The 24,120-nt window shown below is 60.7% G+C and carries 15 protein-coding genes; 12 read left to right on the top strand and 3 right to left on the bottom strand.

Annotation, left to right across the window (positions count from 1 at the left end; translation table 11 throughout):
- Positions 1-124 precede the first annotated feature (124 nt).
- The 3 genes from LKG04_RS04550 (at position 125) to LKG04_RS04540 (ending at position 5,538) form a co-directional block, all read left to right on the top strand.
- Positions 125-1,945: a DEAD/DEAH box helicase gene (locus tag LKG04_RS04550; protein ID WP_434734889.1), complete on the top strand. Its 1,821-nt coding sequence runs from the start codon at positions 125-127 to the stop codon at positions 1,943-1,945.
- 166 nt (positions 1,946-2,111) lie between these two features.
- Complete coding sequence (locus LKG04_RS04545; protein ID WP_291761443.1) at positions 2,112-4,724, top strand: excinuclease ABC subunit UvrA; 2,613 nt, start codon at positions 2,112-2,114, stop codon at positions 4,722-4,724.
- Between the two features lie 178 nt (positions 4,725-4,902).
- Positions 4,903-5,538 carry an isochorismatase family protein gene (locus tag LKG04_RS04540; protein WP_291761445.1) on the top strand — a complete coding sequence of 212 codons (636 nt, stop codon included), beginning with the start codon at positions 4,903-4,905 and terminating at the stop codon, positions 5,536-5,538.
- Here the strand turns inward: LKG04_RS04540 and msrA are convergent.
- Entirely contained in the window at positions 5,514-6,503 is a 990-nt protein-coding gene (msrA, locus tag LKG04_RS04535) for a peptide-methionine (S)-S-oxide reductase MsrA (protein ID WP_291761447.1), read from the bottom strand. The genes LKG04_RS04540 and msrA overlap by 25 nt on opposite strands.
- Positions 6,504-6,672: 169 nt before the next feature.
- Here msrA and LKG04_RS04530 point away from each other — a divergent pair, with 169 nt between their 5' ends.
- Genes LKG04_RS04530 through LKG04_RS04520 form a run of 3 tightly spaced genes read left to right on the top strand, consistent with a single transcriptional unit; the run spans position 6,673 to position 12,063 of the window.
- A complete protein-coding gene (locus LKG04_RS04530) occupies positions 6,673-7,323 on the top strand; it encodes an alpha/beta hydrolase (RefSeq protein WP_291761449.1) in 651 nt (216 codons plus the stop codon).
- A gap of 7 nt (positions 7,324-7,330) precedes the next feature.
- Complete coding sequence (locus LKG04_RS04525) at positions 7,331-11,413, top strand: SNF2-related protein (RefSeq protein ID WP_291761563.1); 4,083 nt, start codon at positions 7,331-7,333, stop codon at positions 11,411-11,413.
- A 47-nt stretch (positions 11,414-11,460) separates the two neighbouring features.
- On the top strand, positions 11,461-12,063 hold the full coding sequence (locus tag LKG04_RS04520; protein WP_291761451.1) for an NAD(P)H-dependent oxidoreductase: 603 nt from the start codon (positions 11,461-11,463) through the stop codon (positions 12,061-12,063).
- Here LKG04_RS04520 and LKG04_RS04515 read toward each other — a convergent pair.
- Complete coding sequence (locus tag LKG04_RS04515; protein WP_291761453.1) at positions 12,035-13,162, bottom strand: hypothetical protein; 1,128 nt, start codon at positions 13,160-13,162, stop codon at positions 12,035-12,037. The genes LKG04_RS04520 and LKG04_RS04515 overlap by 29 nt on opposite strands.
- A gap of 236 nt (positions 13,163-13,398) precedes the next feature.
- Between LKG04_RS04515 and LKG04_RS04510 the strand changes: the two genes are divergently transcribed.
- Positions 13,399-13,947, top strand: a complete 549-nt coding sequence (locus LKG04_RS04510; RefSeq protein WP_291761456.1) for an NADPH-dependent FMN reductase — start codon at positions 13,399-13,401, stop codon at positions 13,945-13,947.
- 546 nt (positions 13,948-14,493) lie between these two features.
- Here the strand turns inward: LKG04_RS04510 and LKG04_RS04505 are convergent.
- Positions 14,494-15,510 carry a LacI family DNA-binding transcriptional regulator gene (locus LKG04_RS04505; RefSeq protein ID WP_291761458.1) on the bottom strand — a complete coding sequence of 339 codons (1,017 nt, stop codon included), beginning with the start codon at positions 15,508-15,510 and terminating at the stop codon, positions 14,494-14,496.
- Positions 15,511-15,713: 203 nt separating this feature from the next.
- Here LKG04_RS04505 and LKG04_RS04500 point away from each other — a divergent pair, with 203 nt between their 5' ends.
- The 5 genes from LKG04_RS04500 (at position 15,714) to LKG04_RS04480 (ending at position 23,995) form a co-directional block, all read left to right on the top strand.
- On the top strand, positions 15,714-17,351 hold the full coding sequence (locus LKG04_RS04500; RefSeq protein ID WP_291761460.1) for an extracellular solute-binding protein: 1,638 nt from the start codon (positions 15,714-15,716) through the stop codon (positions 17,349-17,351).
- 133 nt (positions 17,352-17,484) lie between these two features.
- Positions 17,485-19,305 carry an alpha-glucosidase gene (locus tag LKG04_RS04495; protein WP_291761461.1) on the top strand — a complete coding sequence of 607 codons (1,821 nt, stop codon included), beginning with the start codon at positions 17,485-17,487 and terminating at the stop codon, positions 19,303-19,305.
- A 16-nt stretch (positions 19,306-19,321) separates the two neighbouring features.
- Positions 19,322-20,284 carry an ABC transporter permease gene (locus LKG04_RS04490; protein ID WP_291761464.1) on the top strand — a complete coding sequence of 321 codons (963 nt, stop codon included), beginning with the start codon at positions 19,322-19,324 and terminating at the stop codon, positions 20,282-20,284.
- 16 nt (positions 20,285-20,300) lie between these two features.
- Positions 20,301-21,293 (top strand): carbohydrate ABC transporter permease, encoded by a 993-nt coding sequence (locus LKG04_RS04485; RefSeq protein WP_291761467.1) that lies wholly within the window; start codon positions 20,301-20,303, stop codon positions 21,291-21,293.
- A 209-nt stretch (positions 21,294-21,502) separates the two neighbouring features.
- Entirely contained in the window at positions 21,503-23,995 is a 2,493-nt protein-coding gene (locus LKG04_RS04480) for a TIM-barrel domain-containing protein (protein WP_291761469.1), read from the top strand.
- Positions 23,996-24,120: the final 125 nt, after the last annotated feature.

The raw sequence follows: 24,120 nt of genomic DNA, 5'->3' as shown, positions 1-24,120 counted from the left end.
CGATGACAGGCCATGTTGATACACTGAATTACTCGTAGGAAGTCGTCGCGCGGAAGATGCCGCGAACACGTGAGAGACGGCTTCAGCGTATGTCATTAATATATGTAGTGTGTGAAAGGCTATTGTGCCGAAACTTCTTTCCGTTTCCGATGTAAATATTTATTCTGATCGTTATGACGATGCCGATGCTAACGCTCGCGACGATGTGTCCGGACTCGATGAGGATGCTGAGTCCAGCTCCCTGTTCGACAACCGTGATGTGACGTTTGCTGAGCTCGGCGTGCCCGAGCCCTTGGTGCGCGTGCTTGCCGCTGACGGCAAAACCACCGCCTTCCCGATTCAGGTCGATACGCTCCCCGATTCGCTGGCGGGGCGCGATCTGCTCGGCCGTGGCCAGACCGGCTCGGGCAAGACCCTGGCGTTTGCGATACCGCTGGTCACGCGGCTCAGCCAGAGCAGCGGCAGCGAATCCGCCATCCGCAGTTTCGAGCATTGGCGCGAACATGGCGATTCCCGCTCCAAGGCGCAGGCGTTGCTGCCTCGGCCGCGCGGGCTGGTGCTTGCTCCGACCCGCGAACTGGTCAACCAGATCGACGAAGTGATCGCGCCGCTTGCGCGCGCCTATCATATGACGACCACGACGATTTACGGCGGCGTCAACCAGAACCGGCAGGTCTCCGCGCTGCGCGATGGCGCGGACATCATCGTGGCGTGCCCGGGCCGGCTTGAGGACCTGCTGCATCAGCGGCTGCTCTCGCTGGATTCAGTGGAGATCACCGTGCTCGACGAGGCCGACGAGATGGCGGACATGGGCTTCCTCCCGGCGGTTTCGCGCCTGCTTGAGCAGGTCGACGGGGAGGGGCAGCACATGCTGTTTTCCGCCACGCTCGACCACGGCGTCGACAAGCTGGTCAGGCGCTTTCTGACCGATGCGCGAATTCATTCCGTTGACTCCGCCGAGTCGCATGTCGACACGATGACCCATCACGTGTTCGCGGTGTCGCAGGGCAACAAGCATGAGGTCATTCGCATTCTCGCCTCCGGCATGGGCAAGCGTATCCTGTTCACCCGAACCAAGTACCAGGCCAAGAAAATGGCCAAGAAGCTCGTAGACGGCGGCATCCCGGCCGTTGACCTGCAGGGCAACCTTTCGCAGAATCAGCGCGATCGCCATCTGGCGGCGTTCACGGATGGCGAGGTGCGTGTGCTGGTCGCCACCGATGTGGCGGCGCGCGGCATCGACGTGAGCGACGTGGAGCTGGTCGTGCAGACCGAGCCGCCGGAGGATCCCAAATCCTTCCTGCACCGCTCTGGGCGGACGGCCCGAGCCGGCGAAAGCGGAGATGTGGTGACCTTGGTGCTGCCCGAGCAACATCGTGACGCGCGCGACATGCTGCGGCGCGCCGGCATTCATGTGCATTCCGTGGAAGTGACTCCCGCTTCGCCCGAGCTTGATGACCTGGTGGGAGAACATGCTCCGCTGGTCAAGGGTTGGGCATTGAGCGCGCCTGCGCAGCAACAGGCTGGTTCCGGCAACGGTTCCAAGCGTCGCCGCGGAGCTCGAAACGGGTCTGCCCATCGCGGTCCGGAGTACGGCGATGGGCGCGGTTCACGCAATTCCCGTGGTTCGCGTGCGGGCACTGGGGGCCGTGGCGGCTCCCGCCGTGACGATTTCGATTACGATCAGGACGGCCGGGGCGGTTCGCGCGATGGCGGACATCGCCGGCGGGGTGCCCATGATGATCGCCGCGACGAACGTCATAACGATTATTTCGAGTCCGATCAGGGCGATAGACGAGGCGCAACCCGCGGCGAACGTGCAGGCTCAAACCGACGCGGCAGCAGCAGTGCAAGGAATGCTTCGGGGCGCCCCTCGCGCACGGCGTCCGGTTTTCGTCATTCCCGTGGCGGCAAAGGTTTGGGCCCCTTCCGCAATGGGCGTTAAACCTTCTTATCGGTGATACGGCACATAGGCAGGCCCATGGCAGTTCGAATGGCGGAATTCCGAGGTTGAGAGAATGCTATAGGCTGGCCTGCGCATATTGTCGAGTCCTTCCCGCGGGAATGCGATACGCTAAGAGGCAGCAATTGAACCTAGGGAGTGCGTTGTTATGGCATTGTCAGCGGTGAAGGCACAGGAACGCCCAAGAACTGCCGATGGAATCCCGCAGGCGATCGAGGTGCGGGGCGCACGCGTGCACAATCTTGCGGACATCGATATTTCCATACCGCTGAACCGGCTGGTCGGCGTCGCCGGCGTTTCTGGCTCAGGCAAGTCCTCGTTGGCGCTCGGCGTGCTCTATGCCGAGGGCTCGCGCCGCTATCTCGACGCTTTGTCGACATATACGCGACGGCGCATGACCCAGGCGGAACGTGCGCAGGTCGACTCGGTGCGGTTCCTGCCGCCGGCGTTGGCGTTGCGGCAGCGGCCAAGCGCTGGGGGAGTGCGTTCGACCTTCGGCACATCGACCGAGCTGCTCAACGTGCTGCGGCTCATGTTCTCGCGGCTCGCGGCACATCGTTGCCCCAACGGGCATTACCAGCAGCCTTCGATGGCGGTTGCCGCAGAGATGCCCATGCGTTGCGGGGTCTGCGGTGCGCCGATCGACCCTCCCGGGGCGGAGGCCCTGGCGTTCAATTCGGCCGGGGCCTGCCCGCGTTGCCATGGCACCGGGATCGTGCGCGAAGTGGATGATGGCACTTTGGTCCCCGATGATTCGCTGACCATAGACGAGGGCGCGGTCGTGCCATGGCGCACGTTCGGATTCAATGTGCAACCTGATATCGTGCGTGAACTCGGCGTGCGCACCGACGTGCCGTGGCGCGAGCTGAGCGAACATGAGAAGGACATCGTCTTCAACGGCCCCGAGGAGAAGAAGCACATCACGCTGACTTCCGTCAAAGGCGTGCACAAGCTCAATTTCACCTTCCGCAACGCGCGACTGACCGTCACCAAGGAGCTTGAGCGGGCTGGCGACGAGCGACGGCTGTCCAAGGTGGAGAAATTCCTAGTCGAACGCATATGCCCGGATTGCCGCGGTACACGGCTGGGAGAGGCGGCCCGGGCGCCGCGTATCAACGGCGATAACCTGGCCGAAGTGACGTCATGGTCGCTGCGCGACATTCTCGTCTGGTCGAAGACGATCACGCCGACTTTGCCGGTCGAGATGCAGCCGATGGCGCATGATCTCATCGAAACGCTGCAAGGCATGGGCGCACGGCTTATGGAGCTCGGGCTTGGCTATCTGACGCTCGACCGCTCCAGCGCCTCGCTGTCCACCGGTGAACGGCAGCGCGCACAGCTCGCCCGCGCAGTGCGCAACGAGACGACCGGCGTGCTCTATGTGCTCGACGAGCCGTCGACCGGATTGCATCCGGCCAATATCGAAGGGCTGATCGGCGTCATGCGCGATCTGCTCGCCGCCGGCAACTCGGTGGTGTTCGTCGACCATGATGTGCGTGTGCTGCGAGCCGCGGACTATTTCATCGAGATGGGTCCGGGCGCGGGAGGCCGCGGCGGCCGGGTGCTGGCGCAAGGCGCGCCGCAGGAGATCGAGCGCAATCCTGATTCGCGCATTGCCGGATTCCTCTCCGGGCAGGAACCGGTGCTGGTGCGGCACAGGTTGCCATGCTCGCAGTCCGCTGATCCCGTGCATTGGCTGCGTCTGTCCACCACGTCCATCCATACCGTGCATGCGCTCAACGTGGCCATACCGCGTGGTCGCATGACCGCGGTCACCGGTGTCTCCGGTTCTGGCAAGACGACGATGGTGCTCGAATCGCTGGTTCCCGCGCTGCAGGCGGCGGCCGGCGGCAGCGCGCTCCCGGCGCATGTCTCGGGGATCGAGGCCGGCGGCATCGATCGCGTCCGGCTGGTGGATTCGACGCCGATCGGCATCAACGTGCGTTCCACGCTCGCTACATACGCGGGTATCATGGATATGCTGCGCAAGGCCTTTGCCGGCACTGATGCCGCGAAAGCAGCAGGCCTCAAGGTTTCGGCCTTCTCCTACAACACTGGATCGCTGCGTTGCCCGCAGTGCGATGGCACCGGGCAGATCAGTCTGGATGTGCAGTTTCTGCCGGACGTGACGATCGCCTGCCCGGTGTGCGGCGGCAGCCGTTATCAAGCGCAGGCGAATGGGATTCGCATAGCCACGCCAACCAGGCCTGAGGGCATGAGTTTGCCGAAGGTGCTTGATCTGGAGGTAGATGAGGCGCTGGAAGCGTTCGCGAATTCGGAAAAGCCGCGTGACATCCATGCCATGCATGCCCGATCCGAACCGTCGATGATCTCGAACGCCATGCGCTCGCGGATGCACAGGGCGCTGCAGACGCTGTCCGACCTCGGCTTGGGCTACCTCAAACTGGGCGAAGATACGCCGTCGCTCTCCGGCGGCGAGGCGCAGAGGCTCAAGCTCTCCAATGAACTGGGCAAACGGCAGGAGACCACATTGTTCGTGCTCGACGAGCCGACCACCGGTCTGCACCCGCTCGACGTGCGCACGCTCATCCGCGTGCTGCAGCGGCTGATCGAAGGCGGAGCCACGGTGATATTCATCGAGCATGATCTCGATATGATCGCTAACGCCGACTACGTCATCGACATGGGTCCGGGTGGCGGCCAGGAGGGCGGCCGCGTCGTCGCCGTCGGCACGCCCGACGAGATCGCCCGTGATCGGCACAGCGTCACCGGTCGATATCTCGCTGAACATATGAACTGACGAGTGCGACTAGGCTGGCACGATGCTCCGCCGTCATCTAATATGGTCATGAGCATTGCAGAATTGACGATTTTCCGAGATTGAAATGGCAGTTGCCATTCGTCGAGCGTACATGCCGGCCGGCGTCGGCTGTCGCATGGACCCGTTGCATGGGAGTGTTACATATAAGGAGCGGCATATGTCCAAGGCGCTTGTTGTCGTCGACGTGCAGCCGACGTTCTGCGAAGGGGGTGAGCTGGGCGTGCAGGGCGGCAATGTCGTGGCCGAGCGCATCGCTGCGTTCGTGTCCGGGCATCGCGGCGACTATGCCTATATGGCCACGACGCAGGATTGGCATATCGAACCCGGCGCGCATTTTTCCGACCATCCGGATTTCGTTGACACGTGGCCTCCGCACGGCCGGGCGTCAACGCCGACTGCCCAGCTGCACCCTGCTATCGCCGCGCTGGGCATAGCGCATCATTTCAAGAAGGGGCAATACAGCGCCGCGTACTCCGGCTTCGAGGGCATCGAAGACAACACCGATGCCCTCCCGTCACGCAATGAGGTCAGGGCCCGGGAACAGGCGGGACACACTCTCGCCAATGCGCTGAAAGCCGCTGGAATCGATCAGGTCGATGTCGTGGGCATCGCCGAATCCCACTGCGTGAAGGCTACAGCCCTCGATGCGAAGCGGCTCGGCTACGAGGTGACAGTGTTCTTGGATCTCACCGTCCCGGTCAGCTCTGAATCAGGCGAAGCTGCGCGCGCCGAACTGCGTGCGGAGGGTGTACAACTGGGTGCATCAGCTCACTTGTCGAGCAGCTCCAGATAATTTCCATAGCCTTCGGACTGCATCTGGTCGCGCGGGACGAAGCGCAGCGAGGCCGAGTTCATGCAATACCGTAGCCCGCCGCGATCGCGCGGCCCGTCGTCGAAAACGTGGCCGAGGTGGATCTGCGAACCCGCAGTGCGCACTTCGATGCGCGGGCGGCCAGGGATCGTCGAATCGCGGTGATTGGTAAGCGCAGTGCCGTCGATCGGCTTCGAGAACGCCGGCCAGCCGCAGCCGGAATCGTACTTGTCGGTGGACAGGAACAGCGGTTCGCCGCTGACGATATCGACGTAGATCCCCGGCTCGAAGGTCTGGTCGTAGGCGTTGTCGAAAGGCCGCTCGGTCGCCGCCTCTTGGGTCACTGCGTATTCCTCGGGCGTGAGATCCCAGACGCGCTCGATGTAGCGCTGTCGGTTCGCGACATCGGCGATTTTCGCAAACGAAATATGGCAGTAGCCGCCAGGGTTCTTGTCGAGGTAGTCCTGATGGTATTCCTCGGCGTCATAGAAGCTGCGCAGTTCTTCGACTGTGACGGCGGGCGTGCGCGGGCCGCGCACGGCCAATTGCTGCAGAGCAGTGTCAAATACCGCCTTCTGCTCCGGCGAGGTGAAGAACATGCCCGAGCGGTACTGCCGTCCGGTATCATTGCCCTGCCGGTTCACGGAGTACGGGTCGATCACATCGAGGAACAGCAGCGCGAGCGTGCGCAACGTCACCTGCGAAGGATCGTAGGTCACATGCACGCTTTCGGCGGCATCGGTCGCGCCTGAGCAGACCTGTTCGTAGGAAGGATCGAGAACCGTGGATTGCGCGTAGCCGACTTGGGTGGCGCGCACCCCGTCAACGCCCTGGAAATAGCGCTCAAGCCCCCAGAAGCAGCCGCCAGCGAAATAGGCGTCGGACGAAGGGGCAGAAATGTCGTCAGCTGCGAGGGCAGTGATGGTTTCACTGGAGTCATTTGTCATAACGCAAGTATCCCACCGTGGACCCGTGTCGCCTATAGCCGTTCGCTACCGGGGGAGGAGGGGTGTGAGCATGTGCTGCTGTTCTCGCTGGGCAAAGGAATGTCAAAGGTGCGGGGTGCTGTCATAATAAAAAGGTTGAGACGGACGCGAAACCGCCGCGGGAGGACGTATGAGATTCACAACGACAACGAGCATCGATCCGGGTCATCGCGCTGATGGCGACCTGTATGTGATGTTTCACGGGTATGGCAACGACGAATCCGAGATGATCCGCATCTTGGGAGCCATCGACCCGGACGCCGATTACAAGTCGTTCCGCGGCCCGATTCATCGCCAATATTTGGGCGGCAACGCTTGGTACGACGACACTTGCGCCGACTCCCTCATTCAGGAGCGGTGCTCTGCGCTCGGCGATGATATCGTCGACATGCTCGATTCGACGCTGTTGCACAGCAAGCGCATCATCCCGGTAGGTTTTTCGCAGGGCGGCTATCTGGCGTACCGGCTGCTGGCCGAGCATCCGGACATATTCGACACCGCTGTCCTCATGTCTCCGGCGTTCCACGACACAGCTGTCTCCGAAGAAGGCAATGAGTCTCCAATCGAGGATTCATTGGTGGCTGAAGTGGTCACCGATACCAAGCCGCGCGTGTTCTTGGGCTATGGGGAGCTCGACGCGCGCATCCCGGCCGCGCAGCAACAGGGGATCGCGGGGTCGCTGGCGCGCTTCGCGGATCTGGACGCGCATACGTATCCTGGCATGCGCCACGAAGTGTGCCCGCAGGAGCTTGACGACATCAAGCGTTTCCTGGGGTTGTGAGCCGCACTTGGATTGGCATGCTTCGGTCTATGGCTCGCGTACCGGCCGCGAAGGCGGATACGGCGACTATAGCGGGTTCGGTGGGTATGGCGACGACGGGGAATCCGGCTTCGGCGATGACGAAGGCGGCGTCACCTTCGGCGCGCAGGAGGTCATATCCGATCGCAGGCTCAAACAGCTCGGCGGGCCGGCGTATTACCGCGCCTATGACGTCATCTCCAGCGGTCGCATGCACGATATGTGCGTCGCAGACGACGAGGAGACGCCTAATGCCCTGCTGCTCTCGGCATACGCGGACAGCGCCGACGGCTACGCAGACGATTACGAGGTCACTGCCGTAGTCGACGAACAGGCGGACGATATCGTCGAATCGCATTGCACCTGCCCGGCGTTCGGACGTTACGGGGCGCGCTGCAAGCATGTGATCGCGCTGGTCATGGCGTATAACGAGAACCCGCGGGACTTCGATCTGCAGGGCGGGCCGCTGCGGCGCTCGCTGACGCAGACCACTACGCGCCTGCTGAAGACCTTCATGGGCAATCAGGACCGCGAGCTGAAAGAGCAGGCGAAAGGCCGGCATCTCGAGCTTCTGAAAACGGTGAATGGCGAGGCCTCGTCATCGTCGTCCAAGACTTCCAAGGCCCGGGCGTCCGCGGACACGCTGAACGCGATGCAACGCATGCCCATCGGCAGCGTCGTGCTGCGCCCAGGCATCGGCCGGTCCGCCGACGGCTGGTATCTGAGGCTCCGCGTCTCCGTGCCGAGCCGCTCGCTGTCGTACATCGTCAAAGACATCAGCGCGCTGCTGCATGCGGTGCACTATCGCGAGTCCATCGTCTACGGCAAGAAACTCGCTTTTCTGCACACCTTGGATTCCTTCGACGATCGTTCGCGCGAAGTCATTGCGATTCTCGACAAGGCGTTGGATATCCGGCGTGGCATCTTGCCGTATTATTACGATCCGCGGCTGCGCAATCCCAGCGGTCAGATGTCGCTTTCCGACAATGAGATCGCCGATGTGCTCGACCGCTATGTCGATTCCGGCGATACGGTGGAGTATCTCTCGCCCGGATTGTGGTCGGGAACCAACACGGCGCTGGTACAGGTGCGCGACGGCGATCCTGATTTGGGCCTGAGCATCGAGCGTGCCGGGGCTTCGCCGGATGCTGCGCCGGCGCAGGGCCGAGCGGCCTCGGCTGACGCTGTCGGCTCGGACATGGCTTCGCCAGATTCGGCTCAGGCGGCCGGTTTCATGATCCGCCACAGCCGCTATGCGGAGGATTTCATCGAGGGCAGCCGTTCGAAATATGCAATCGTGCGTGCTGCCGGCATCGTGCATAACGGTGAGGGGGACACGCAGATCCGCCGCTGCTCGGAGGCGTTCTACGACAACCGCGCGGTAGCACAGGCCTTGTGCGGCAACGGCGAAGAGGGAGATCTCTTTCTCGCGCAGGATGATGTGGACGCATTCTCGCGCACGGTGCTGCCGTTCCTCAACCCGGAGGAGAGCGACCAGGCCGAAGGGGATGCGGCAGATACAGCAGAAGAGAGCACCGGCGCGGAACCGGTCGGGCATGCACCGGCGGATCCGGCCGGCGGAAGCGGCCCGGGCCATGCAGCCGGGCGAAACAACGGGCGGACCGGCAGCGGCGTGCGCGTGCGCATGCCTGCCGAACTCCTGCGGCGCAGGCCCGAACCGTGCGTTATCGAAATTTATCTCGACCGCGACCGTTCCGTCGGCGGGGTCACCTGCGACCTGCAAGCTCGGTACGGCGACAGGCGTTTCCATGTGTTCGACGGCATTCCGATGGACGGCGTCACCAAGGGCGTGAACCGGGACCGACAAGTTGAACGGCTTGCCGTGGAAGCGGTGCGCCATTATTTCCCCATGCCGCAAGGCGATATCGCGTTCCTGCCGGAGCATGACGACGGGGCGATCTACAAACTCATCAGCGAGGGTATTCCGGTGTTGCGTTCGCTCGGCACGGTGTTCTCCACGCCGGATTTCGATGGGCTGACGTCGGCTCCGCGGCCGAATATCAGGGTCGGGCTGTCGTTACGCTCCGGATTGGTCGAAATTTCGCCGATCGCCGATGAGATCGACCCTGAAGACGTGCCCGGGCTGCTCAACAGCTACCGTAAACGTCGCCGCTTCCACCGTTTGCGCAACGGCGCTTTCATCGACATGCGGGACGTGGACGCCGGCGCCGTTGACGAGCTGGCGTCCGATTTGGGATTGCCCGCCACGGCTTTCGACAAGGGCCCGGTGACCGTGCCCGCATTCGAAGCCTACTATCTCGATCATCAGGTGGACAACGCCGACAAATCGGACGGGTTCAAAGATTATCTCGACGGCCTGCGCGTGATCGACCCCGGGACCTACCGGGTGCCGGATTCGCTGCGCACGGTGCTCAGGCCGTATCAGATCGAAGGGTTCCGTTGGCTCAATGCGGTGTGCGACAAAGGGTTCGGCGGCATTCTGGCTGATGAGATGGGCCTGGGCAAGACCGTGCAGCTGCTGTCGTTGCTGGTGTCCCGGCGCGCGAAAAGCCGCGAGATCGGCCCGAGCCTTATCGTGTGCCCGGCATCGCTGGTTTACAACTGGGCTGCGGAATGCGAGCGGTTCGCGCCCGAACTGGGCGTGATGATCGTTGCCGGCAACAAGGCTTCGCGGCGTGCGATGTTGGATGAGGCAAAGGTGCAGTATGCCCGCGCGGGTCAAGGCAATGATGCTGCTGGCGCAGATGATGCATCCGGTTTTGCCGGCGGCGGCTGGCAAGGCGCGCGAACTGCGCCGCAAACCGCGCGAACCGATGACGGGCATCGCATTCCCGACGTGCTGATCACCTCATATGATCTGCTGCGCCGCGACGTAGACGACTACCAAGGCCTCGAATGCTTCTGCATGGTGTTGGATGAGGCGCAGTACATCAAGAATCATGCGACCAAGGCTTCCAAGGCCGTGCGATCAGTCGCCGCTCGTCACCGCTTCGCGCTCACCGGCACGCCAATCGAGAACAGGCTTTCAGAGCTGTGGAGCATCTTCGATTTTCTGATGCCTGGCATCCTGGGTTCGTATGCGCATTTCCGCGAGCGCTTCGAAATGCCCATCCTGAGCGGCGACGAGGATGTGCAGCGCAAGCTGCAGGCTTTCGTCGGGCCCTTCATTCTGCGGCGGCTCAAGTCGACGGTGCTCAAGGACCTGCCCGACAAGATCGAGAACATCATTGCCGTGCCGCTGGAAGGCGAGCAGCGGCGGCTCTATGCTGCGCTCGAACAACGGCTGCGCGCGACGCTGCTCAAGCAACGCGACATCGAATTCGCCACTGGCAAAATCCAGATCTTGGCCCAGCTCACCCGCTTGCGGCAGGCCTGCTGCGATCCGCGGCTGCTGTATGCGAACGTGGGGCGCAATGTCGTGGAAACGGATGCCAAAGCGTGGGGCATGCCGGCCCGCACGCTCGAGGAATCGCAGGAGACGGCTGCGAAGCGCGACCTGGGGCTGTTGGGTGCGGCTGGATCGTCGGCGGCAGGGTCGGCGCCAGGTGGCAGGAAATCACGCAAGGCGGCTTCGGCGAAGCTCGACGCCATTGCCGAGCTGGTGTCGAGCTGCCAGGACGCGGGTCGCAAAATGCTCATTTTCTCACAGTTCACGAGTTATCTGGATCTGATCGCCGAACGCCTGCGTGCAGGCGGCGTGGATTACGACGTCATTACCGGTGCCACGCCGAAGAAACGCCGCGTCGAGCTGGTCGATCAGTTCAACCGCGACGACACGCCGGTGTTTCTCATCTCGCTCAAAGCCGGCAACACAGGCCTCAATTTGACCGGCGCTTGCGTCGTCGTGCACGCCGACCCGTGGTGGAATGCGGCCGCGCAGGATCAGGCCACCGACCGCGCCCACCGCATCGGCCAAACGCAGGACGTCAACGTCTACCAGATCGTAGCCAAAGACACCATCGAGGAGCGCATCCTGAGTCTGCAGCACGCCAAAAGCGACTTGGCCTCGCGCTTCGTCGACGCCGCCTCCTCGACCGGAACCGCCGTCTCCCGCCTCACCAAGGACGATCTCCTCGCCTTGCTTGACTAGATGCGATATTTTGCTGTCTGTCCCCGAGCTGCCCGACAATACTGGGTATGAGCAACGTTCTTGTCATCACCAGCAATCCGGAATCCACTTCGCTCACCGATGCGGTGGGAGAGGCATTTGCGTCGGGCGCACGCGAGGCCGGAGCCCAGGCGGAGGTACTTGATCTGCACAAGATCGGATTCGATCCGGTCTATGGCGCTGCGGACCGTGAACACTATCTTGGCAGGGTGCCGGTGCCCGACGACGTCGTGCCGATTCAGAACAGGCTTGCCGGCTCCGATGTCATCGCGCTCGTTTTCCCCGTGTACTGGTATACGATGCCGGCGATGATGAAGGGCTTTTTCGATAGGGTCATCTGCCGCGGTTTCGCCTACGACGCGGCCACTGGCAAACCGCTTGCGCTCGCCGGCAAAACAGTGCGTGTGATCGCGCTCACCGGCGGGTCGCGGCAGTGGTACGAGTCGGACGGCATTGATGCCGCGCTGCGCAATCAGATCTGCGTGCAGACTTTCAAGAAATATTGCGGCGTCGAAGACGTGGATCTTGTTTATGTCGACAATCTGACCATGGGCGACCACGACCATGACAAACGTGCCGCTGCCGGTCTGCAGCTCGGGCGCATCAAAGAACTTGGCGCGTCGCTGGTCTGAACCGAAGATACCGATCGGCGTATCGGGCGGTTGCCCATGGATCCGGCTTGAATATGGGGTTTGATTCCTGCTGCTGTTCCGAGGCGGCTTCAGCGGGCATGCGAGATGCTGACGGGTCTACGCGTGATTCGGCAATGGCATCCATGAAGCTGAGCATTCCCCGCATATCGTAGGGATAGGGGGTCGCGCACCAGACCGGGTTGATTTCGAGGACGATGGGAGAATCTTCCTCGGCGCGCAAGGCGATGATCATGCTGGCGTCGCGCGTTCCGGTTGCCGCTGCTGCCTGTTCTGCGGCGTGCGCGGCAACTGCGCGATACCGCTCATGGAAATGCGCGGGAGCCGCTGAAAAAAGGCTGTTCACGGGCAAGTCGAAAACTGTGACGATGGTGCGGCTGTCTGGTGGGGTGTGCAGGCAATACGGACTCGCAGCGGCGGCAACCCCATGATGCACGAACACGTTCCATTCCTCGTTGATGCCGGGAATGTGCTCGCTCAGCATGATGCTCGAGCCTTCCGGCGCGGTGCCGACGGCGATTTGCAGCGCTGAAAGACTGCGCCGCGCCGCATTGAACCCGTCGACTCGACAACGAGATAATTGCGCCCATGGCTGCTCTCCGAGGATGTGCGGGAACGCAACCCATGACCTGATTTGCGCCACGGAAACGGTCAGAACGCCGCGACCGGCCAAGGCTTCGGGCAATCGGTCAGGCCAGCGCGGGGATGGCGCCCGAAATGCCAGCGGAGCCTTGCCTTGCCATTCTCGCCAAGCGTTCAGTGACACCAAGGTCTCTGGTGCGATCCATACGGCATCATTGCCGGCGATGCCTTGCGCCGGCTCCAGCGCGGAATGTCTTATGATATTCCAGCGCGGAATGTGTTCCGGCGCGCAATCAGGCGAAGAAAGCATGGGCGAGGACGCTGAAGACAAAGGTCCATCGGCAGGCGAGACAGCGGATGACGATGCGCCGGATGAGATCGTTGCCGTTCGCTGCATGGCAGAGAACGGCTCAGCGAAGGCATCGGCAATCCATCCGAGCGGGCTGATCACATGCAGCGCCGCACGGGCCGAGACCGTTGCCGCACACGCTGTATCCATGCGTCTCGCCCTTCCGCTCGCGCCGCTCCCCGGCATAGGGGCAATGCCTTCCAACAATGTGTTTCGCGCCTTGTTCCGGCAGCACCTGATCCCCTAAGTTTATGTGACGCCAAATTATTCCCGCTTTTCTGACAGGGCAATCGTCACGGGTATTGTGCGCCATCCCTTATGATAGTGCTCGTTCAGGCCCATTCGGTTTGACCAGACACACCCCTCTACATGAAAAGAGACCAACCATGACCACCATAGCCGTCCTCGTCGGTTCGCTGCGCAGCGACTCCTTCAATCTGCGACTCGCCAAAAGCGTCGAGCGCATGCTGCCGGAAGGCGTCGAATTCGTCTACGCGAATCTCAAGCTGCCGCTGTTCAACCAGGACCTCGAGGCCGACTTCCCCGGTGATGCCACCGCGCTCAAACAGCTGGTCGAAGGCGCCGATGGCGTGTTGTTCGTCACGCCCGAATACAATCGCAGCTTCCCCGGCGTGCTGAAGAACGCCATCGATTGGGGTTCGCGCCCGTGGGGGCAGAATTCCTTCGCGGGCAAACCGGCGGCGATCATCGGTGCATCGGGCGGCGCGCTTGGCGCAACGCAGGCGCAAGCCGCTTTGCGCAATGTGCTGCTGTTCCTCGACATGAAGATCATGGGCCAACCCGAAGTCTACTTCAATGCGCTCACTGGTTTCGACGAGAAGGGTAATCTCGTCCCAGCTGCAGAAGGCTTCATCAAAACGTTTACTGACGCTTTTGTCAGTCATGTCCAAGGCGCTGCTGCCGCTGGAAAGTAGGCTGTTCTCGAATCGGCCGGTTCGGGCCGCTGACCCGGTCGCTGCCGGCGATCGGGCTCCCTGGCGCAATTCTGCATCGTTGCCCGCGTTTGTGGGCAACGATGCACCCCCATGTCTTCATATGGCGAGGCAGTGATGATGCCGTCCGTGAAGGTGCGTTGCCAGCGTGACGGCGTCGTGCGACGGCTAGTCATTCCCGGGAGCGCATCAGTGCCCATGCGCTGTGATGTGCGCGGGGAACCTGACATTGCTTGGCCGCGTTCCGCCGCTCTTCCTGGCAGAGCTGCTCGTTGCGAAGGAATGGAAGCAGGCAGATTGAGGCGAAGGCCGCGCAGGGAAGTGACGATGCGCGGCCTTTACCATATTCGTTGTGGAATTGCATTTCTGCAAAATTTTGCAAAGATACAGTGTGTTTGCAAATATGCTGAATCTACCGTCGGCTCACGGTAGCCGACTCATGTCAATTGCAGCCGTACCACGTGCGCGCCGAGGCGCAGTCGATGGCTCAAGATTTGCCGACTTATCCGCGCTGCCCGGACAGGAGGGTCACTCGCGCGCCTTGCAGCGGCCGGTGGACTCGCGAACGACGAGTTCCGGCTCGAAGTATAAGGTGTCGCGCCGCTTCGCCAGTTTCGGGCTCTCCATCATTGCCAAGATGCCGTTGACCACTGATCTGCTGATTTTGCCTACGGGCTGGCGCACGGTGGTCAGCGAGGGGGAGATCGTGCTCATTTCTGGCGAGTCGTCATATCCGGTGATCGAAATGTCGTTGGGAACCGAGAGCCCCATGAATTTTGCCGCGCGGATGGCACCGAGGGCCAGCTGATCGCTGGCGCAGGCGATGGCGGTAACCCCCTGCTCCAGGAGATTGCGGGCGGCCATGCGACCCGACTCCATGCCGTAGGTGGTCCACGCGTTCAGGCTTTCGTCCCGGGCGAGCTGGCGATCGGCGAAGAACTGTTGCGCGGCTTGGTATTTGAGGATGCTGGGGTAATGGTCCCGGTCTCCCATCAGCAGGCCGATCTGGGTATGGCCGAGGTCGACGAGGTGGCGCAGCGCCATGGTAATGGCGCCGGCGTCATCGGTGCCGGCGTAGAGTCCATCCATATCTCTCGGGGCACCATTGAGGAACGCGCAGGGTATGCCGCGTTCCGAGAGGGACCGGTATATAGACAGATTCGTGTTGCGGGTGTCGTAGACGCCGGCGAGGAATATCGCCGCTCCTATCGGCTGGTTTTGCAGCATAGTGAGGAATCGTGATTCCGATGCGCCTGACGGTGTATACGTGCACACGACGGCGAGCAGCCCGTGCTGGGCGAGCAGCGTGACGAATTCGGTGATGAATTCAGGGAATATGGGGTTGGAGAGGTCTGGGGTGATCAGCGCCACAAGTCTGGTCTCATTGCGCTGAAGCTGTTCCTTCGCCATGCCCATGGATGACAAGGCGTCGAGGACCTTGTTCCTGGTGTCCTGCGACACGCCAGGTTTGCCGTTGATGACGCGAGAGATGGTCGCCTGACTCACCTCTGCCTTTTGGGCGATATCCGCAAGTTTTGTAGCCATAGTCGGTACATTCCATCCAGTTCAAACAGCCTGTAAGCGCATCTATATCGTTGACCAGCCTAAGCATTAACCGCGACGTCGTATGAAATACCATGAAAATTTGCGAAATAAAATCATGTACGCTACAGTGGTGCTCGCCGATACAAGAGACTCGGCTCCTGGCAACTAAGACGTTGCAAGGAAGATCAAAGAGGAGATTTCACATGACGAAGAAAAGTGTGGCATGGAAGGTTGGTGCTTTGGCGTGCGCCCTGCCACTGGCATTGGCTGGCTGCGGCAGCGGCTCATCCGATGGCATGGAAAACGGCAAGCCCGTGCTTACGGTTCAGGTCGTTCATGATTCGCGCATGCAGAGCATGGCGAAACAGGCGTGGACCAAGGATCTGGAAAAGGCGTGCGGTTGCACGATCAAGTGGCAGGAAGTCGCTGATTCCTCTTGGGATCAGCAGAAAAAGGCCTCGCTGACCGCCGGCGAAGTGGCCGATGTTACGCTCAGCGGTTTTGGCACAAGTGATATGAGCCAGTACAGCAGCCTGTTCCTTGACCTGAAGCCCGAGCTGAAAAACATGCCGAATCTGTCGAAGGCGTTCAAGGCCGAGCCTTACGCGCAGGCGATCTCCTCGACAACGGACGGCAAGGTTATGGGGACTCCTGAAATCCAGCCGCAGCTTGCTTCTCGCACCAGCAACCACATGTTCATCAACAAGACGTGGCTCGACAAGCTCGGACTCAAGGTGCCTACGACCTGGGATGAGCTTGAAACCGTGCTTAAGGCCTTCAAGACCCAGGATCCTAACGGCAATGGCAAGGCGGATGAAGTCCCGCTTGATTTCAATGCACCCGATACCAGCGGTTTTGGCCTGTTCCAGCCCAACGTCCTGCTCTCCAGCATGGGCATCGTCGTACCGTTCGGGCCTCTTGGCATTTATGTGAAGGATGGAAAGGTCGCCAATTACCTTACTGATTCTCGCTATAAGAGCCTTGTCGAATACCTGCATAAGCTGTGGGCTGACGGAGTGATTTCCTCCCAGGCGTTCACCCACGATTGGTCCCAGTACACCGCCGGGCTCAAGGGCAGCAATGGCACGGCCACGGTCGGCATGACATGGCTGTATGCGCCGACCGGCACATTCGGCAAGCCCATCGCCGACCAGTACATCACGATTCCGGCCCTGAAGCAGACTGCGGATCAAAAGGAGGCTCCGGTGTGGGGCTACAACGGCGACGACGCCTCGTATTCGCCGTATCGCGCGGTGATCTCGGCTAATGTGAAGAACAAGGAAGCAGCCATCAAGCTCGTCGACGCGTTCTACAGCCCGGATATCTCCGTGCAGGCGCACTTCGGCTCCTTCGGCACGGCAGTGAAGAAGATCGCCGTCAACCACTACGAGATCCTTCAGGCTCCCAAGGGACATGAAGACGATTGGCAGTTCTACCAGTCGCTCGCCGACCGCGCGCCAGGCTGGATCAGCAACGACATGAAGCTTGACTACCCCGAGGAAACCCAGGCGGAGAGCGACGAATGGAAGAAGTCCGACGCCGTCTATGACGAGGACTACAAGAACGTCGACTTCAACAAGGACATCTTCTACTCGAACATGCCTATGACGACCGACCAGACGAACACGGTCAACGCGAACAACACCGGCATCACGCAGTATGCCATGAGCAAGTTCGCCACTTGGGTCACCAAGGGTGGTGTCGACAAGGACTGGGACACCTATGTGTCTTACCTGAAGAAGAACAAGATCGATGAGAACGTCGCAACGTATCAGCAGGTCTACGACTCCTTCCAGAAGAACATGGACAAGATCGGCGTCAATCTGAACAGCGAGCAGTGACTCAGGCTACAGCGACGTCGGAGCGATGAATTGGGGGAGCGGCCAGAAACGACGGCCGCTCCCACAATGATGTGCAATCAAGGACTGCCCTACGCATTCGCATCATGCGAGGCAGAGAAGAAGTAAGAAAAACATGACTACCAGGCAACGCCAGACAGTGCCCGATACCATCCACACCAATGGAGCCGATCCGAACCCGTGGTGGGCCAATGCGGTCGTCTACCAGATTTACCCCCGCTCATTCCAAGACAGCAACGGCGACGGATTCGGCGATCTCAAGGGCATCACCTCGCGCCTTGAGTATTTGTCCGACCTCGGCATCGATGCAATATGGCTCAGTCCCGTCTACCGTTCTCCTCAGGACGACAATGGCTACGACATCTCCGACTACCGCGACATCGACCCCTTATTCGGCACGCTCTCGGACATGGATGCGCTGCTGGACAGGGCCCATGCGCTCGGCATCAAGATCGTCATGGATCTGGTAGTCAATCACACTTCCGACGAGCATGCGTGGTTCCAAGCCTCCCGAGACGGCAAATCTCCCTATGCAGACTGGTATTGGTGGCGTCCTGCCCGCGAAGGCTGCGAGCCGGGAACGCCCGGCGCCGAGCCCAATCGCTGGGGCGGATCCTTCGGTGGCTCCGCTTGGCAGTATGACCCTGTGCGCGGCGAGTATTATCTTCATACTTTCTCGAAGAAACAGCCCGATCTCAACTGGGAGAACCCTGATGTTCGCCATGCCGTCTACGACATGATGAACTGGTGGATGGATCGTGGCGTCGATGGATTCCGCATGGATGTCATCACCTTGATATCCAAATGCATCGACGGCAAAGGACGTCTGCCAGGGGAGTCCGGCAGCGACATCGAGGACGAGCCGGTCGGGGAGGAAGGGTATTCCAGCCCCTGGCCTTTCAGCATGGACGGCCCGCGGCTTGACGAGTTCCTCCAAGAGATGCGCCGCGAAGTGTTCTCTTCCAGGCACGGCTATCTCACGGTCGGCGAAGGACAAGGCATTTCCCCGAGGCGCAACGAGGCCGTCACCGATCCGGCGAATAAAGAGCTCGACATGCTTTTCCTGTTCGACCACGTGGGAGTCGATCAGCGCGGCGCAAAGTGGAATATGGTGCCGCTGCATCTGCCGGATCTCAAACAAGCCATGGCCGAGCAGCAGGATGCCGTCAGGTCGAAGGGCTGGGCGAGCCTGTACTTCAATAACCACGACCAGCCTCGCTCGCTGTCCCGCTGGGGCGATACTTCGTCGCCGGAGCTGCGCGTCAAATCAGCCAAGGCCCTAGGCCTGCTGCTGCATATGCACAAAGGCACCCCGTATATCTACCAGGGCGAGGAAATAGGCATGACCAACGCCGGCTTCACCCGGCTGGAGCAATACCGGGATCTCGAGTCGATCAACGCCTACCATCAGCGGGTCGATGAAGCCCATATTCAGGATCCTGAATCGATGCTGGACTCGCTCGCGAAGGTAAGCCGCGACAATTCTCGCACGCCGATGCAGTGGGATGACAGCCGTTTCGCCGGCTTCACCGATTCTGGCGCGCAAACGGAACCCTGGTTGGCGGTCAACTCCAATAAGGCCCAGATCAACGTCGCCGCCGAGTCCGCAGACCCTGGCTCGGTGCTTTCGTTCTACCGCAGGCTCATTGCCCTTCGTCACTCCGACAACGTCATCGCCGCCGGTGTGTTCCAATTGGTGGATCGCGATGACGAGTGCGTTTACGCCTTCACCCGGTCGCTCGCTAACCGTCGGGTGCTGGCCGTCGTCAACGTCAGCTCGAAGACAGTGCCGTTGCCCGTCGAAACCAGTTTGCTGCTGGCCAACGGCATCGATGCTTCGAGAGTGCTCATCGCCAACGAGGACAGCGATGCCCTTGCCACGTATGTCGCCGAGGGAAAGCTTTCCCCTTGGACCGCATTCGTCTATCAGATCTAGAATGGAGAGGAATCTCATGGATGCAACTAAAAGCGGCTCGCGAGTCGCGGTGAAGGACAATATAGAAGGGCGCAGGCATGCCTCGTTCTTCGCGAGGATCGTCGGGCATTTCCGTCTGTACTGGCAGTTATGGGTGTTCGTGCTGCCGTCGATTCTTTTCGTCGTGGTATTCTCTTACATCCCCATGTATGGCATTCAGTTGGCCTTCAAGGACTTCGATTTCACCAAAGGGCTGACTGGCGGGCGCTTCGTCGGCTGGAAGTATTTCGAAAAGTTCTTCAATGATCCGCTCTTCGTCGAGATCATCACGAACACCTTCCGCATCAGCATGTGGACTTTGGTGATGGGCTTCATTGCACCGATCATCCTCGCCCTGCTCATCAATCAGATCGGCAGTTCGAAGATCAAAGGCTTCGTGCAGACGATTACGTACATGCCGCATTTCATCTCCACTGTGGTGATGGTCTCCATATTGCAGATCTTCCTTTCGCCAGGAACCGGTCTTCTGGGCCGTTTCTTTGGTAACACGAGTCTCATGGGCGATCCAAACGCCTTCGCGCCGATCTACTGGATCTCCGAGGTCTGGCAGCATGCCGGCTGGAACTGCATCATCTATCTCGCAGCCTTGTCTTCCGTCGACTTGGCGCTGTATGAGGCGGCTCGAATCGATGGCGCCGGAAGGCTTCAACTGATTCGCTACGTTGACATTCCGACCATTATGCCCACCATCGGCGTGCTGCTGATCCTCAACATGGGCTCTGTGCTGGGCGTCGGATTCGAGAAGGTTTGGCTGATGCAGAACACGCTTAATGTCACGGCGTCCGAAGTGATATCGACATACACATACCGCATAGGCATACTCGATAATCAGTTCTCGTATTCGACGGCTATCGGCCTGTTCAATTCTGTCGTGAACTTCTTCTTCTTGGTGATGGCAAATGCGATCGCCAAGCGGACCAGCAACACGAGCATCTTCTAAGAAAGCGGCGAATACCATGGCAAGTTCTCTTCATACTTCGGTTGCACAAGCCCCTCTGGCGCCAATCGCGGTTGGGCCTGCGGCGAAAGAGCCGCACTCGGCGGTACCGTTCAACAAACACACGGCGCAGAAAAAAACGGTTTCCGATTGGGTCGTCGACACGATCATCGCCGTGATCATCGCCGTGATCGTGGTGGCGGTCGTCTACCCGCTCTGGTTCATCGTCATCGCATCCTTCTCGGACCCCACCGCTGTGGCGCAAGGGCAAGTCTCCATCCTCCCCAAGGGGCTCAGCGTGCAGGGGTATGCCAAGATCCTCACGGACAGCCGCATCTGGATCGGGTACCGCAACACCATCCTGTACACCGTCGTTGGCACTGCGGTGAACCTCATAGTCACGATTCCGGCTGCCTTCGCGCTTTCGCGCAGGGAATTCAGGCCCAGACGCATCATCATGTTTCTGTTTGCATTCACCATGTTCTTTAGCGGTGGCCTGATCCCCAGCTACCTGCTCATGAAGCAGCTCGGCCTGCTCAACAGCATGTGGGTCTTCATCCTGCCGGGGGCGTTCGGCGTGTACAACATGATCATCGCCCGTTCGTTCTTTGAAAGCTCGATACCTGAGGAACTCCGAGACTCGGCCCGAGTCGACGGCGTATCCTATTTCGGGTTTTTCTTCAAGATCGTGCTGCCGCTTTCGAGCGCTGTTCTTGCAGTCATCGGGCTGTATTGCTTCGTCGGGCACTGGAATGATTTCTTCACCGGGCTGATCTACATCCGCAACCAGGATCAGCAGCCCTTGCAGAATGTGCTGCAGATGATTCTCATCGCCAACCAGGCGAATAACGGCGCCAACAATGCCAGCATGACCGCCTCTGAAGCGCAGAATTTCGCGGATCAGATAAAGTTCGGCATCATCATAGTGTCCACGGTGCCGTTGCTGGTCATCTATCCGTTCCTGCAGAAGTATTTCAACAAAGGCGTGATGATCGGCGCCGTCAAGGGCTGACCGTCGCTGCTCGAATGGCCGAAGGCCCTTGCGTCCCCAACATGGGGACGGCGGCATTCGGCCGTTTCGATTCCCGGTATATGCGCACTCCTGCGCACCTGATGCGATTCGCCTTTGGCGCTGCGCATTTTGCAGCTTCGCCGCCTAAGCTGCAAGTTCCCAATCATTCATTACAATCATAACCGACCATTACGAAGGTGCAATTATCCATGAGCGCTTCATACGCCGCTTCTAATCCCCGCAATGCGCTGCCGCACGGAGCCCATCCCCATGCGCGGCCGTCGTCGATCATCCAAGGCGAACACTGGCGTTTCACAGTGCTCACTGATTCCCTGATTCGCCTCGAGTGGTCGGATTGCGGTCGTTTCGAGGATCATTGCACTCAGACGGTCATCGACCGGGACTTCGAGGACGTCTCGAACATCCATATGCGACAGTTCGAGCAGGGCGGTCTGCTGGTCATCGACACCCCGGAAATACATCTGACTTACGACCGCAGGCCTTTCACCAAGGAAGGGCTGCGCATCACGCCCAAAGGCATGGACGGCTTCTGCAGCACCTGGCATTACGGCGATGACCAGCATGCCAACCTGGGCGGCACCGCGCGCACGCTCGATGGCGTCAATGGCTCCACTGATCTCGGCATCGGGCTCAACTCGCCTGACGGGTGGTCACTCATCGACGATTCATCCACGAATATCCTCGTGCCGCCCGATGACCCTGATCGGCCCGGCGCCATGTTCGGCCTCGACGGGGTCGGCATCGCCCCGCGGCCGAATCGGGGCATCGACCTCTACTTCTTCGGATATGGCCACCGTTACCGCCAGGCCGTCCAGGATTTCTACCGCCTGACCGGCGCGACCCCGCTGCTGCCCCGTTTCGCGCTCGGCAACTGGTGGAGCCGCTATTACCGATATTCGGCCGATGAATACCTGCAGCTTATGGATCGGTTCCATGCCGAAGGCGTGCCGTTCACCACCTCAGTCATCGACATGGACTGGCATGTCACCGACATCGACCGCAAGCTCGGCGGCGGCTGGACGGGCTACACATGGAATCATGATCTGTTTCCCGATCCCGCGGCGTTCCTGCGTCGCTTGCATGAGCGTGGCATGCGCGTCACCCTCAATATTCACCCCCGAGATGGCGTCCGTTCCTTCGAACAGGCCTATCCCAAGATGGCTCGGGCTTTGGGCATCGACCCGGAGAGCGAAGACCCGATCGAATTTGATCTGACCAGCCCGAAGTTCGTGGACGCGTATTTCGGCATGCACCACGATCTGGAGGACGAGGGCGTCGACTTCTGGTGGATCGACTGGCAGCAGGGCGGCGTGACCAAGCAGGCGGGGCTCGACCCGCTGTGGATGCTCAACCACCTGCATTACCTTGATTCGGCCCGCGAGGGACGCTGGCCGCTGACGTTTTCGCGCTACGCCGGCCCGGGATCGCACCGCTACCCGGTCGGCTTCTCCGGGGATACCGTCGTGAGCTGGGATTCCTTGCGGTTCCAGCCCTACTTCACCGCCACTGCTTCAAATATCGGCTACGGCTGGTGGAGCCATGACATCGGCGGCCATATGATGGGCTTCCGCGATGAGGAGCTTGAGGCGCGTTGGTACCAGCTGGGTGTGTTCAGCCCGATCAACCGGCTGCACTCGAGCAATTCCCCATTCAACGGCAAGGAGCCGTGGAACTTCCACGAGCCGGTCCGCTCGGCCATGGTCAAGGTGTTGCGCCTGCGCCAGGCGCTGGTGCCCTACCTGTACACGATGAACTGGCGCAACGCCACCGAAGGTCTTGAACTCGTCGAGCCCATGTACTGGCAATACCCGGACCGGGGTGAAGCCTACGGCGTACGCAACGAATACTATTTCGGCACCGAGCTGATCGCCGCGCCCATCACCGATCCCATTGATCCGTCCGTAATGCGGGCGAAGGCAAAAGTGTGGCTACCGCAGGGGCAGTGGTTCGATCTGTTCAGCGGCAGAGGCTACCGCGCTGTGGACGAGTCGGGCATGCAGTTCGATGCCTGGCGCACGATCGACACGTTGCCGGTGTTTGCCAAGGCCGGCGGAATCGTCCCCATGCAGCAGAACGACAGGAGCAACGACGTCGCCAACCCTGCCGCCTTGCGGCTGCTGGTGTTCCCCGGCGCCGACGGGGCATTCACCTTGCGCGAGGACGACGGACGCTATGGCGCCGATGCGGCCGGCATGCATGTTGCCGACACCGCGATTGCCTTCGACTGGGAACATGCGAGCCTGCATATAGCTGGCGTTGCCGGCGCAGCCGACGCCGTGCCGCGGCAGCGTTCCTGGACGATAACGCTGCGCGGTGTCGACGATGCGAAGGCAGCTGTCAACGGCGTCGGTTGCAAGAGCTCCTATGACGCTGAAACGATGAGTCTGACCATCGCGTTGCCGGCCATGCCTAGCAGCGACGATATCTTCATCACGTTCCCCGACGGTCTGACGATCGCGCGCAATCCGGTGGAGCATGACATCTTCGCGATTTGCAAGGACGCGCAAATCGCGTACCCGTTGAAAGAGGATGCATTCAATCTCATACGGGACAAAGGCGTGCGCGGGTTGCAGACTTTAGGTACATTGGATTACGAATCGTCGGACGATCATGGGCGGCGCCATGACCAGCTGCCGCAGAGCATGGTTTCCGCCTTTGAAGAGGTGCTTTTGCGTTCCTGACCCCTATGGCTGCGCCGATGCATATGTGCGACGACGCCAGGGGGGATTTCGTCGTGCTCGCGAGGCGTGCCGGCCGATCGCGGCCCGCCGGGATCATTCCCGGCGGGCCGGAGACATTCGTTTGG

The organism is Bifidobacterium sp. (genome assembly GCF_022640935.1).
Taxonomy (GTDB): domain Bacteria; phylum Actinomycetota; class Actinomycetes; order Actinomycetales; family Bifidobacteriaceae; genus Bifidobacterium.
Note: the sequence above shows the minus strand (reverse complement) of the source record. Positions and strands in the feature narration are given on the sequence as shown.

Bases quoted from the DNA above. Each gene is read 5' to 3' on its own strand.
- LKG04_RS04545 (WP_291761443.1), top strand. From the start codon at position 2,112: ATGGCATTGTCAGCGGTGAAGGCACAGGAACGCCCAAGAACTGCCGAT.
- LKG04_RS04540 (WP_291761445.1), top strand. From the start codon at position 4,903: ATGTCCAAGGCGCTTGTTGTCGTCGACGTGCAGCCGACGTTCTGCGAA.
- msrA (WP_291761447.1), bottom strand. From the start codon at position 6,503: ATGACAAATGACTCCAGTGAAACCATCACTGCCCTCGCAGCTGACGAC.
- LKG04_RS04530 (WP_291761449.1), top strand. From the start codon at position 6,673: ATGAGATTCACAACGACAACGAGCATCGATCCGGGTCATCGCGCTGAT.
- LKG04_RS04520 (WP_291761451.1), top strand. From the start codon at position 11,461: ATGAGCAACGTTCTTGTCATCACCAGCAATCCGGAATCCACTTCGCTC.
- LKG04_RS04515 (WP_291761453.1), bottom strand. From the start codon at position 13,162: ATGGATACAGCGTGTGCGGCAACGGTCTCGGCCCGTGCGGCGCTGCAT.
- LKG04_RS04510 (WP_291761456.1), top strand. From the start codon at position 13,399: ATGACCACCATAGCCGTCCTCGTCGGTTCGCTGCGCAGCGACTCCTTC.
- LKG04_RS04505 (WP_291761458.1), bottom strand. From the start codon at position 15,510: ATGGCTACAAAACTTGCGGATATCGCCCAAAAGGCAGAGGTGAGTCAG.
- LKG04_RS04500 (WP_291761460.1), top strand. From the start codon at position 15,714: ATGACGAAGAAAAGTGTGGCATGGAAGGTTGGTGCTTTGGCGTGCGCC.
- LKG04_RS04495 (WP_291761461.1), top strand. From the start codon at position 17,485: ATGACTACCAGGCAACGCCAGACAGTGCCCGATACCATCCACACCAAT.
- LKG04_RS04490 (WP_291761464.1), top strand. From the start codon at position 19,322: ATGGATGCAACTAAAAGCGGCTCGCGAGTCGCGGTGAAGGACAATATA.
- LKG04_RS04485 (WP_291761467.1), top strand. From the start codon at position 20,301: ATGGCAAGTTCTCTTCATACTTCGGTTGCACAAGCCCCTCTGGCGCCA.
- LKG04_RS04480 (WP_291761469.1), top strand. From the start codon at position 21,503: ATGAGCGCTTCATACGCCGCTTCTAATCCCCGCAATGCGCTGCCGCAC.